Annotated in this window: 8 protein-coding genes; 5 read left to right on the top strand and 3 right to left on the bottom strand. The window is 63.3% G+C overall.

The window, feature by feature from the left end:
- The first annotated feature begins 136 nt into the window (after positions 1 to 136).
- The 3 genes from ACZ48C_RS15285 to ACZ48C_RS15275 all read left to right on the top strand — a co-directional run bounded on the left by ACZ48C_RS15285 (position 137) and on the right by ACZ48C_RS15275 (position 5,466).
- Complete coding sequence (locus ACZ48C_RS15285; RefSeq protein ID WP_119257860.1) at positions 137 to 877, top strand: helix-turn-helix transcriptional regulator; 741 nt, start codon at positions 137 to 139, stop codon at positions 875 to 877.
- A 223-nt stretch (positions 878 to 1,100) separates the two neighbouring features.
- Complete coding sequence (gene pyc / locus ACZ48C_RS15280; protein WP_464781620.1) at positions 1,101 to 4,559, top strand: pyruvate carboxylase; 3,459 nt, start codon at positions 1,101 to 1,103, stop codon at positions 4,557 to 4,559.
- Between the two features lie 355 nt (positions 4,560 to 4,914).
- The gene (locus ACZ48C_RS15275) at positions 4,915 to 5,466 is read left to right on the top strand and encodes an N-acetyltransferase family protein (protein WP_464781619.1); all 552 of its coding nucleotides are present in this window, start codon (positions 4,915 to 4,917) and stop codon (positions 5,464 to 5,466) included.
- Positions 5,467 to 5,616: 150 nt separating this feature from the next.
- Here ACZ48C_RS15275 and ACZ48C_RS15270 read toward each other — a convergent pair whose 3' ends face one another.
- The 3 genes from ACZ48C_RS15270 to acnA form a co-directional block, all read right to left on the bottom strand.
- Positions 5,617 to 5,991 carry a DUF2794 domain-containing protein gene (locus tag ACZ48C_RS15270; RefSeq protein ID WP_119257859.1) on the bottom strand — a complete coding sequence of 125 codons (375 nt, stop codon included), beginning with the start codon at positions 5,989 to 5,991 and terminating at the stop codon, positions 5,617 to 5,619.
- A 336-nt stretch (positions 5,992 to 6,327) separates the two neighbouring features.
- Positions 6,328 to 7,086 (bottom strand): DUF1223 domain-containing protein, encoded by a 759-nt coding sequence (locus tag ACZ48C_RS15265; protein ID WP_432430871.1) that lies wholly within the window; start codon positions 7,084 to 7,086, stop codon positions 6,328 to 6,330.
- Positions 7,087 to 7,243: 157 nt separating this feature from the next.
- The gene (acnA, locus tag ACZ48C_RS15260) at positions 7,244 to 9,937 is read right to left on the bottom strand and encodes an aconitate hydratase AcnA (RefSeq protein ID WP_464781618.1); all 2,694 of its coding nucleotides are present in this window, start codon (positions 9,935 to 9,937) and stop codon (positions 7,244 to 7,246) included.
- A 266-nt stretch (positions 9,938 to 10,203) separates the two neighbouring features.
- Between acnA and ccmA the strand changes: the two genes are divergently transcribed.
- Together ccmA and ccmB are read left to right on the top strand one after the other, a co-directional pair.
- On the top strand, positions 10,204 to 10,845 hold the full coding sequence (gene ccmA, locus ACZ48C_RS15255; protein WP_464781617.1) for a heme ABC exporter ATP-binding protein CcmA: 642 nt from the start codon (positions 10,204 to 10,206) through the stop codon (positions 10,843 to 10,845).
- A 205-nt stretch (positions 10,846 to 11,050) separates the two neighbouring features.
- Complete coding sequence (ccmB, locus tag ACZ48C_RS15250) at positions 11,051 to 11,710, top strand: heme exporter protein CcmB (protein ID WP_424548865.1); 660 nt, start codon at positions 11,051 to 11,053, stop codon at positions 11,708 to 11,710.
- Positions 11,711 to 11,744 lie beyond the last annotated feature (34 nt).

Raw genomic sequence — 11,744 nt, 5'->3', positions numbered from 1 at the left:
CATGCAAGACGATTGATTTTCAGCATGCGATCCTGCCATTTGTAAGGCGGGGAATATGAATGGGGCGCTTGGGCCGGTTGTCGGCCGGGTTCAGCTTTATCAGTTGGTTAAACAAAGCTAGTCAAGCGCGGGGCATATGAATATCAACTTGCTGGTGCAATTCCTTGCACTGATCGACGAGTTGCGCGATCGGGAAGAGGCGACAGCCGAATTCGAGCGTCTGCTGACGCTTTGCGGCTTCGATTATTACGGTCTCCTGCTGGCGCCGAGGCCGGTGGACGAGCCGTCCCGCCTGCTGCTTGCCGGCCGCTGGCCGGAGGGCTGGCCCGAACTCTACCTGCGCAGGCGCTACATGCAGATCGACCCGACCGTGCGGTATCTCGGCCATGCCCAGCAAGGCTTTCGCTGGCGTGATACGCTCGGCGCCTTCCGCACGAGCCCGCATCGCAAGCGCATGGAACGCATGATGGTGGACGCTCGCAATAAGGGGCTTGAGGACGGCTATGTGTTCCCCATCCACGGCCGGCGCGGCCTCATCGGCAGCCTCAGCATCGGGGGCAAGCCGGTGGACCTCGAAAGCGTGGAACTCGGTCTCTTCGACAGCATCGCCCGGCGGCTTTACTGGAAGCTGGTCCATGCGGTCGATCCGGAGACCGCCGGCCGGCTTGCCGAGGTGGTCGACGTGGAGTTGACTCGCCGCGAGATGGAGGCGCTGACGCTGCTTGCCGAAGGCATGACCTCGCACGAGATCGGCCGTACCCTCGGCATATCCAGCCATACCGTCGACTGGTACATGAACGGCATTCAGGAAAAACTCGCCGCGCGCAACCGCCATCACGCCATCGCGATCGCCTTCAGGCTGGGGCTGGTATCCTAGCAGGTTTGCAGCCGTAGAATCGCCTAAGCTATTGCGAATAAACGATTTTCGGCGCGAAGGCGCCTCGCGCCCCCGCCGCGATTGTTTCCAGCGGCGCAAATCTTTTGTTCCGTGACGACTCCAAAATTGCACTTTGGAAATTACCCGCTAATAATTCTCTTCGCGGGTGCAGCATTTTCCCGTTTTCCAAGCCGCCGCTTTCCAAGTCAATGAGGAGTCCGACTTGCCCATTTCCAAGATCCTTGTCGCCAACCGTTCAGAAATTGCCATCCGCGTGTTCCGCGCGGCCAATGAGCTGGGGCTGAAAACAGTCGCGATATGGGCCGAGGAAGACAAACTTGCGCTGCACCGTTTCAAGGCGGACGAAAGCTACCAGATCGGCCGTGGTTCGCATCTTTCGCGCGACCTCGGTCCTATCGAGAGCTATCTGTCGATCGAGGAAGTGATCCGCGTCGCCAAGCTTTCCGGCGCCGACGCCATCCATCCCGGCTACGGCCTGCTGTCGGAAAGCCCGGAATTCGTCGATGCCTGCGATGCCGCCGGCATCACCTTCATCGGTCCGCGCCCGGCCACCATGCGCCAGCTCGGCAACAAGGTCGCCGCGCGCAACCTCGCCATCTCCGTCGGCGTGCCGGTCGTGCCGGCGACCGATCCGCTGCCGGACGACGAGAAGGAGATCCGTCGCCTTGCGGAGGAGATCGGCTATCCCGTCATGCTCAAGGCCTCCTGGGGCGGCGGCGGGCGCGGCATGCGCGCCATCCGTGATCCGAAGGACCTGATCCGCGAGGTGACGGAAGCCAAGCGCGAGGCCAAGGCCGCCTTCGGCAAGGACGAGGTCTATCTCGAAAAGCTCGTCGAGCGCGCCCGCCACGTCGAAAGCCAGATCCTCGGCGACACGCACGGCAATGTCGTGCATCTCTTCGAGCGCGATTGTTCCATCCAGCGCCGCAACCAGAAGGTCGTCGAGCGCGCGCCCGCGCCCTATCTTTCGGATGCGCAGCGCCAGGAGCTCGCCGACTATTCGCTGAAGATCGCCAAGGCGACCAGCTATGTCGGCGCCGGCACCGTCGAGTACCTGATGGATGCCGACAGTGGGAAGTTCTACTTCATCGAGGTGAACCCGCGCATCCAGGTCGAGCACACCGTCACGGAAGTCGTGACCGGCATCGACATCGTCAAGGCGCAGATCCACATCCTCGACGGCCATGCCATCGGCACGCCGCAGTCGGGCGTGCCCGCACAGGCGGATATCCGCCTCAATGGCCATGCCCTCCAGTGCCGCATCACCACCGAAGACCCGGAACAGAACTTCATTCCCGACTACGGCCGCATCACCGGCTATCGTTCGGCCTCAGGCTTCGGCATCCGCCTCGACGGCGGCACGGCCTATCCCGGCGCGGTGATCACCCGCTTCTACGATCCGCTGCTGGTCAAGGTCACGGCCTGGGCGCCGGATCCGCTGGAGGCGATCGCCCGCATGGACCGCGCGCTGCGCGAGTTCCGCATCCGCGGCGTCGCGACGAACCTCACCTTCCTCGAAGCGATCATCACCCACGAACGCTTCCGCGACAACAGCTACACGACCCGCTTCATCGACACGACGCCGGAGCTCTTCCAGCAGGTCAAGCGCCAGGACCGCGCCACCAAGCTGCTGACTTACCTCGCCGACGTCACCGTCAACGGCCACCCGGAGGCCAAGGGCCGGCCGAAGCCGCCGGCCGACGTCGCCAAGCCCGTCGTGCCCTTCATCGAGGGTGAGATCGTCCCCGGCACCAAGCAGAAGCTCGATGAGCTCGGACCGAAGAAGTTCGCCGAATGGGTGCGCGGCGAGAACCGGGTGTTCCTGACGGACACAACCATGCGCGACGCGCACCAGTCGCTGCTCGCCACCCGCATGCGCACGCATGACATCGCCCGCGTCGCCGGCACCTATGCCCGCGCCCTGCCGCAGCTCTTCTCGCTGGAATGCTGGGGCGGCGCGACCTTCGACGTCTCCATGCGGTTCCTGACGGAAGACCCGTGGGACCGGCTGGCCCGCATCCGCGAGGACGCGCCGAATCTCCTGCTGCAGATGCTCCTGCGCGGGGCGAACGGCGTCGGCTACAAGAACTATCCCGACAATGTCGTCAAATACTTCGTGCGGCAGGCGGCCAGGGGCGGCATCGACGTCTTCCGCGTCTTCGACTGCCTCAACTGGGTCGACAACATGCGCGTCTCGATGGAGGCGGTCGCCGAAGAGAACAAGATCTGCGAGGCGGCGATCTGCTATACCGGCGACCTGCTCAATTCCGCCCGCCCGAAATACGACCTCAAATACTACACCGCCCTCGCAAGCGACCTGGAAAAGGCCGGCGCGCACATGATCGCGGTGAAGGACATGGCGGGTCTCCTGAAGCCGGCCGCCGCGCGGGTACTGTTCAAGGCGCTGCGCGAGGCGACGGACCTGCCGATCCATTTCCACACCCACGATACGTCCGGTATCGCGGCGGCGACCGTGCTTGCCGCCGTCGAATCCGGCGTCGATGTGGTGGATGCGGCGATGGATGCGCTTTCCGGCAATACGTCGCAGCCCTGCCTCGGCTCGATCGTCGAGGCGCTGAAGGGCTCCGAGCGCGATCCGGGCCTCGATCCCGAATGGATCCGCCGCATCTCCTTCTACTGGGAGGCCGTGCGTTTCCAGTATGCCGCCTTCGAAAGCGACCTCAAGGGGCCGGCCTCGGAAGTCTATCTGCATGAAATGCCGGGCGGCCAGTTCACCAATCTCAAGGAACAGGCGCGCTCGCTGGGCCTCGAAACCAGGTGGCATCGCGTGGCGCAGGCCTATGCCGACGCCAACCAGATGTTCGGCGACATCGTCAAGGTGACGCCCTCCTCCAAGGTGGTGGGCGACATGGCGCTGATGATGGTCTCGCAGGACCTCACGGTCGCCGATGTCGAGAACCCGGCCAAGGATATCGCCTTCCCCGAATCGGTCGTCTCGATGCTGAAGGGCGACCTCGGCCAGCCCCCGGGCGGCTGGCCGGCCGGTCTCCAGAAGAAGGCGCTGAAGGGCGAGACGCCCTATACGGCCGTGCCGGGCTCGCTGCTGCCGCCGGCCGATCTGAATGCCGAGCGCAAGGCCATCGAGGACAAGCTGGAGCGCAAGATCGACGACTTCGAGTTCGCCTCCTACCTCATGTATCCGAAGGTCTTCACCGACTATGCGCTGGCCGCCGACCTGTACGGCCCGGTCAGCGTGCTGCCGACGCCGGCCTATTTCTACGGCCTTGCCCCCGGCGAGGAGCTTTCGCCGGAGCTGGAGAAGGGCGTTTCCCTCGTCATCTTGCATCAGGCGAAAAGCGAGCCGGACGAGCAGGGCATGGTCAAGGTGTTCTTCGAACTGAACGGCCAGCCGCGCCTCATCAAGGTGCCGGACCGCAACCGCGCCGCCACCTCGGCCGTGCGCCGCAAGGCCGACAGCGGCAATGCCGCTCATCTCGGCGCGCCGATGCCGGGCGTCATTTCGACGGTCTCGGTCTCGGCCGGCCAAACGGTCAAGGCCGGCGACGTGCTGCTCTCCATCGAGGCGATGAAGATGGAAACGGCGCTGCATGCCGAAAAGGACGGCATGATCTCGGAAGTGCTGGTCAAGGCCGGCGACCAGATCGACGCCAAGGACCTCTTGATCGTCTACGGCGCCTGAGCCTGCCGGCCGGAAGTCCGCATGACAGGGGATGGGTTAACCCCGTCCCCTTACTCTATCTGAAATGTCCGGTTCCTTCATAAAAGCTTAGAAATGTTTCTTTTATATTTAGAATTGAAACAATTATACAGGAGACGGTAATTATAAATATAATAGTTATGAGAAATAATTTATTATATTATACCGGATTTATCCCAATTAGAGATAAGTTTTTGAATTAAATAGTCAGCCAGCTCTGCAAACGAAGACATGTTCTGTCCTTTTCCTGCCATTCACGCGATCGCAGTCTTGTCCCTGCAAAATTCCGTCCGCAAAACGTTGCCATCCTATAGGAATCGTTCATAGAAACATAGGCATGAGCTTCGTCATCCGCACCGCCGTGCTCGGCGATATCGCCGCCTTCACCGAAATCTACCGCGAATCCGTGCTGAACGGCGTGGCGAGCTATGAGATCGATCCGCCGACGCTCGACGAGATGGAGGCGCGCTTCACGGCGATCACCGGCAAGGGCTATCCCTATATCGTGGCGGTGGAGCAGACCGGCCTCATCCTCGGCTATGCCTATGCTTCGGCCTTCCGCACGCGGCCGGCCTATCGCTGGCTGGTGGAGGACTCGGTCTATCTGGCGCCGGAAGCGCGCGGCAAGGGCGTCGGCAAGGCGCTCTTGGCCGAGCTCATCCGCCGCTGCACGGATCTCGGCTTCCGCCAGATGGTGGCCGTCATCGGCGGCGCGCACCCGGCCTCCATTGCCGTCCACAGCGCCGCCGGCTTTGCGCATTCGGGCCGCATGACGGCGACCGGCTTCAAGCACGGCCGCTGGCTGGACACGGTCTTCATGCAGCGCGCCCTCGGCGACGGAGCGGAGACGGAGCCGTCGGTGGTGGACTATCCGGGGACGATGGGGTGAATTGAAGGGTGATCGGGGTAGGTCGTAACCTCCTCTCCGTCATGCTCGGACCTGACTAGAGCATCCACGCCGCAAATGCCGAGCTACTTGAATCCTTGGGTCAAGCCCGAGGGTGACTTCATTGGAAGCGGGAGAAGGGGAAGGGCGGGCTTACGTCTCGACGAGACGCAATACCTTGTCGAAGACCTTCAGCACCTGGTTCAGTTCGTGCCCGCGCTTCAGGATCATGCCCTGCTGGTTGACGACGCTGTAGGCGCCCTGCTTGGCGGCAAGCTTCGGGTTCTTCTCCACCCGGTAGAGCGGCATTTCGCCGGATCGCTTGAAGATCGAGAAGACGGCCTTGTCGCGCATATGGTCGATGGCATAGTCGCGCCATTCGCCTTCACCCACCATGCGGCCATAGACCCAGAGGATCGCATCGAGTTCACGGCGGTGGAAGGTCACCGGCAGCGGATCCTTGCTGTTGCGGTATTCCTTGAGGTCGACCACGACACTGGACGCCTGCAAATCCGGCTGATCGGTCATCGAATCTCCGCACCTCGTCTGTGACGGCTGCGTGACAGTGTGCCTGAGCGGCGCTGAAATGCAAGCTGGATGGGCCGAAAGCGGCGATTTCGCAAAAATCTGTCCCGCCGCATTTCAGACAAACAGAAGCCCAAATTAAAAGAGAGAGTTCGCCCGTCGCGGCCCGTACCAGTCTGTTGCCTCAAGCAGGAAGCCGGTTCGGAACGGTGCGCGACTGTCGAAGTTGCCCTGTATCCGTTGCCGGCAGCTTCGTCCCGGTCCGGTCCGTCTTTCTTCGAACCCTCAAGCCCCAGCCCCTCGAAGAAGCCGGACCGGACCTCCCCCGCGGGGGAGGATTTACCGTGATGCCTCGTCGCCTGCCAGAACCGTCGCCCCGAGGATCGCGCCGGGCGTGTCGGCCGTCTTCATGCGCTGGAGAAGCACGGCGCAGCCGCCGGGCTTTTCCTTCTTCTTCAGCATGTCGGCGGGAAGCACCAGATTGGTCTCCTTGCCCTCCCACATGCCGATCGTTTCCATATTGGTCACGGCGTGCCAGTAATTGACGGTCTTGCCGCGATTCTCGCCCTTGTCGATATTGATCGAGCGTTCGCGCTCGAAATAGGCGATCACGATATTGGCCTTGCCCTGCCCGGCTCCGACGTGGATGCGCAGCTCGTCGTTCTTCACCTCGACGGTCACCGGTACGTCGAGCCCCTTGCCTTCCTTCGGCAGGGAATCGAGGCGGGTGCGGATGCCGGAAAGGTCGGCGCCGTTGATGTGCTCGCGGCCGTTCAGCACGGCCTGGGGCGTATAGACACCGTTGCGGCCGAACATGCGGGCATAGGCATATTGCCGGGCGGTATTGTCCTTGGAGGCGAGCGTGTCCGCCCAGCCGAGATAGTTCCAGTAGTCGACATGATAGGCGAGGGCGACGACCTTGCCTTCGCGTGCAAGCGTCTCGAGCGCCTTGTCGGCCGGCGGGCAGGAGGAGCAGCCCTGGCTGGTGAAAAGCTCGACGACGCCCTTCGGCGCGTTCGCTTCCTGTGCATGGGCGATGCCGGCGCCGAGCGTCAGCAGGATCGCCAGACATTCCGGTACATACGGTCTCGGCATGATCATTTCCAATGCAATGCCGGCCGCAGGCCAGCCTTTTCAGCCGTCTTACGCCCTTGCCGCTTCAACAGGAAGTCACGATGGAGTGAGATTTTTGCCCTCGAAAACGAAAAATGCCGGGGCTTTCTGCCCCGGCACTTCGTTTTCAGCCGTTGGTGGCTCAGGCGGCGAGGTCGCGAAGAACGGTCTGCAGGATGCCGCCATTGTTCATGTAGGTCACCTCGTCCAGCGTATCGATGCGGCAGAGGAGCGGAACTTCCTTCACCGTGCCGTCGGAGTAGGTGATCTTCGCGATCTTCTTCTCGCGCGGCTTGATGTCGCCTTCCAGGCCCTCGATCGTGACGACTTCATCGCCCTTGAGGTCGAGCGAAGCCCAGGTCGTACCTTCCTCGAAGACGAAGGGCACGACGCCCATGCCGACGAGGTTGGAGCGGTGGATGCGCTCGAAGGACTGCGCCACCACGGCCTTGACGCCGAGGAGGTTGGTGCCCTTGGCCGCCCAGTCGCGCGAGGAGCCGTTGCCGTATTCGACGCCGGCGAAGATGACGAGCGGAACGCCCTCGGCCTTGTACTTCATGGCCGCGTCGTAGATCGACAACTCTTCCTTGGACGGATAGTGGATCGTGTAGCCACCTTCCTTGCCGTTCGGACCGAGCATGTGGTTGCGGATGCGGATATTGGCGAAGGTGCCACGCATCATGACCTCATGGTTGCCACGGCGCGTGCCGTACTGGTTGAAGTCCGCGACCGCGACGCCATTGTCCGTGAGGTATGCACCGGCCGGGGAAGCCGCCTTGATCGAACCGGCCGGGGAAATGTGGTCGGTCGTGATCTTGTCGCCGAAGAGACCGAGGACGCGCGCACCTTCGATGTTCTTGAGGCCCGAGCCGGTCTTGCCCATGCCCACGAAATAGGGCGGGTTCTGCACATAGGTCGACTTGTCGTCCCAGGCATAGGTCTGCCCCTCGGGAACCTGCACGGCCTGCCAGTTCTCGTCGCCCTTGAAGACGTCGGCATACTTCGTGGCATAGAGCTCACGCGTGACGTACTTCATGATGAACTCCTGGATCTCCTTGGAGGAGGGCCAGATGTCCTTGAGGTAGACGGGGTTGCCGTCCCGGTCTTCGCCGATCGGCTCCTTGGTCAGGTCCTTCTGGACCGTACCGGCAAGTGCGTAGGCGACGACGAGCGGCGGGGAGGCGAGGTAGTTCGCCTGCACGTCCGGCGAGATGCGGCCTTCGAAGTTGCGGTTGCCCGAAAGGACGCCCGCGGCGATCAGGCCCTTGTCGTTGATCGTCTTGGAGATCGGCGCCGGCAGCGGGCCGGAATTGCCGATGCAGGTCGTGCAGCCGAAGCCGACGAGGTTGAAGCCGAGCTTGTCGAGGTCGGCCTGCAGGCCCGACTTGGCGAGGTATTCGCCGACGACCTGCGATCCCGGTGCCAGCGACGTCTTGACCCACGGCTTCGTCTTCAGGCCCTTGGCGACCGCGTTGCGGGCGAGAAGGCCGGCGGCGATGAGGACCGACGGGTTGGACGTGTTGGTGCAGGACGTGATGGCGGCGATGGCGACGTCGCCGTGGCCGATATCGTAGTCCGTGCCTTCGACGGCGTAGCGGTTCGAAAGCTGGCCGGGCTTCTTGTAGTCGTTGTCCATCGACGTCGCGAAGCCGGAGGCGATGTTTTCCAGCGGGATGCGGCCTTCCGGGCGCTTCGGGCCGGCCATGGCCGGAACCACGTCGCCGAGGTCGAGTTCGAGCGTGTCGGTGAAGACGAGGTCGGAGCCGTCGCCGTCACGCCACATGCCCTGGGCCTTCGAATAGGCTTCAACGAGGGCAATGCGCTGCTCTTCGCGGCCGGACATGGTGAGGTAGTTGACGGTCTCGCCGTCGACCGGGAAGAAGCCGCAGGTCGCGCCGTATTCCGGACCCATATTGCCGATCGTCGCGCGGTCGGCGAGCGTCATGTTGTCGAGGCCGGGGCCGAAGAATTCGACGAACTTCGAGACGACGCCCTTCTTGCGCAGCATCTGCACGACCATCAGCACGAGGTCGGTCGCCGTGACGCCTTCCTTGAGCTTGCCGGTCAGCTTGAAGCCGATGACCTCGGGCAGGAGCATGGAGACCGGCTGGCCGAGCATGGCGGCCTCGGCTTCGATGCCGCCCACGCCCCAGCCGAGAACGCCAAGGCCGTTGATCATGGTCGTGTGGCTGTCCGTGCCGACACAGGTATCCGGGTAGGCGATGATCTCGCCGTCTTCTTCCTTGGTCCAAACCGTCTGGCCCAGATATTCCAGATTGACCTGGTGACAGATGCCGGTGCCCGGGGGAACGACGCGGAAGTTCTGGAACGCCTGCTGGCCCCACTTGAGGAAGCGGTAGCGCTCGCCGTTGCGCTGGTATTCCAGCTCGACGTTGCGGGCAAAGGCGGTCGGCGTGCCGAATTCGTCGACGATGACCGAGTGGTCGATGACGAGGTCGACGGGAACGAGCGGGTTGATCTTCTCCGGGTCGCCGCCGAGCGAGACCATCGCGTCGCGCATGGCCGCAAGGTCGACGACGGCGGGAACGCCGGTGAAGTCCTGCATCAGCACGCGCGCCGGGCGATAAGCGATCTCGTTCTCGACTGTGCCCTTGTTGGTCAGCCAGTCGACGACCGAAAGGATCTGCTCCTTGGTGACCGAGCGGCCATCCTCGAAGCGCAGCAGGTTCTCAAGAAGCACCTTCATCGAGTAGGGCAGCTTCGAGACCCCGGCAAGGCCGTTCGCCTCGGCCTTGGGAAGGCTGTAGTAAACATAGTCGGTGCCGTTCACCGTAAGGGTCGAACGACAATTGAAACTGTCTAGGGATTTGGACACTTTATACCCCGTCTCGTCTGGCGCCAGAAAGCTGACGTACGAACGCCCGTGCGCGTTGAGCGCGAATGGGATGCGGGTGCGGCCATTTCCGCTGTCCGTACGCGGAAATCATTCCCGTGTTCGGCGCTTGGATGAAATTCACGCCGACCGCTGGCGTGTTGCGGGCGTTATAGATAATTTCTAAGAAACGATCCAGAGCGCCTGACGGTAAATCGGGACAATTTTTTTGCGTTGCGACCAAGGTCGTAAAGGGAAAGTGAAAAGCCATGCGGCTCGTCGCCGAGGGATTGAGCGCCAAGCGCGGCGAAGACCTGATTTTCCAAGATATTTCCTTTGAAATCGCCAGCGGCGAAGCCCTCGTCGTCAAGGGGCCGAACGGCTCCGGCAAGTCGACGCTGCTGCGGGTTCTGGCGGGTCTCCTGCCGGCGCATGCGGGAGCCGCGAAATTCCTTGCTGCAGCGCAACCGGTCGGCCAGATCGGTGAGGCCGCGCACTATCTCGGCCACCGCAACGCGATGAAGCGAGAGCTCACCGTCGAGGAGAACCTGTCCTTCTGGAAATCCTTCTTCGGCGATTTTGCCGGCGGGGCGGGCGTGCCGGTCATGGAGGCAGTCGAGGCCGTCGGCCTCGGCGGCATCGCGCATCTTCCCTTCGGCTATCTCTCCGCCGGCCAGCAGCGCCGCATGGCGATGGCGAAGCTGCTCGTCTCGTGGCGGCCGGTCTGGATCCTCGACGAGCCGACGGCGGCACTCGATGCGGCAGCCGAGACGATGTTCGCCGGTCTCGTCACCGCCCACCTTGCAAGTGGCGGCATCGCGATTGCCGCGACGCACCAGCCGCTGGGGCTGGAGGGGGTGAAGGAATTGCGGATGAAGGGGTTTGCCGGGATCATGGAGGATGTGTGGTGATGGGCGTGTCCGTGGCTACCCCCCTCTGCCCTGCCGGGCATCTCCCCCACAAGGGGGGAGATTGGGTGGGGCAATGCTTTGCTTCCTCTTTGACGTTTCTGTTTGAGCTGGGCTTGCGCCTCTTGCCAATCTCCCCCCCTGTGGGGGAGATGCCCGGCAGGGCAGAGGGGGGTGAGCCAAGCCCTCGAAGCCTGCGGAGCGCAGCATGATCGCCCTCCTTCTCCGCGACCTCAAGCTCTCCGTGCGCGCCGGCGGCGGCGCCCTGGTCGGCGTCCTCTTCTTCATGACGGTCGTCGCTGTCATCCCCTTCGGCGTCGGGCCGGACCTCAATCTCCTCGCCCGCATCGGTCCCGCGATCCTGTGGATCGGTGCGCTGCTCGCTTCCCTCCTCGGCCTCGACCGGCTGTTCCAGGCCGAGCGCGAGGACGGTTCGCTCGACCTTCTGCTGATGCAGGAGACGCCGCTGGTGCTGACGGTCTTCGTCAAGTGCCTCGCCCATTGGCTCGCGACCGGCCTGCCGCTCGTCATCGCCTCGCCGCTGCTCGGCCTCTTCATGAACATGGACGAGACCGCCATCGGCGCGACGACGCTGACGCTGCTGGCCGGCACGCCGGCCATCACCTTCATCGGCGCGGCGGGCGCGGCGGTGGCGGTGGCGCTGCCGCGCGGCGGGCTGCTCGTCTCCATCCTCGTGCTGCCGCTCGCCATTCCGGTGCTGATCTTCGGGGTGAGCGCGGTCTATGCGGCGATCCAGGAACCGGCGCCCTTCCTGCCGCCCTTCCTCATCCTCGTCGCGCTCAACCTCGCCTTCGCCGTCATCGGCCCGGTCGCCGCGGCTGCGGCCCTTCGTCTTTCGAGCGACTGACGAGAAAGTGATTGCGGCAGATCAATTGAAGACC

The organism is Shinella sp. 1A1 (assembly GCF_055379515.1).
Note: the sequence above shows the minus strand (reverse complement) of the source record. Positions and strands in the feature narration are given on the sequence as shown.

What these genes read in the sequence shown, in the direction of transcription:
- ACZ48C_RS15285 (WP_119257860.1), top strand. Translation starts at nt 137, where the DNA reads ATGAATATCAACTTGCTGGTGCAATTCCTTGCACTGATCGACGAGTTG.
- ACZ48C_RS15275 (WP_464781619.1), top strand. Translation starts at nt 4,915, where the DNA reads ATGAGCTTCGTCATCCGCACCGCCGTGCTCGGCGATATCGCCGCCTTC.
- ACZ48C_RS15270 (WP_119257859.1), bottom strand. Translation starts at nt 5,991, where the DNA reads ATGACCGATCAGCCGGATTTGCAGGCGTCCAGTGTCGTGGTCGACCTC.
- ccmA (WP_464781617.1), top strand. Translation starts at nt 10,204, where the DNA reads ATGCGGCTCGTCGCCGAGGGATTGAGCGCCAAGCGCGGCGAAGACCTG.
- ccmB (WP_424548865.1), top strand. Translation starts at nt 11,051, where the DNA reads ATGATCGCCCTCCTTCTCCGCGACCTCAAGCTCTCCGTGCGCGCCGGC.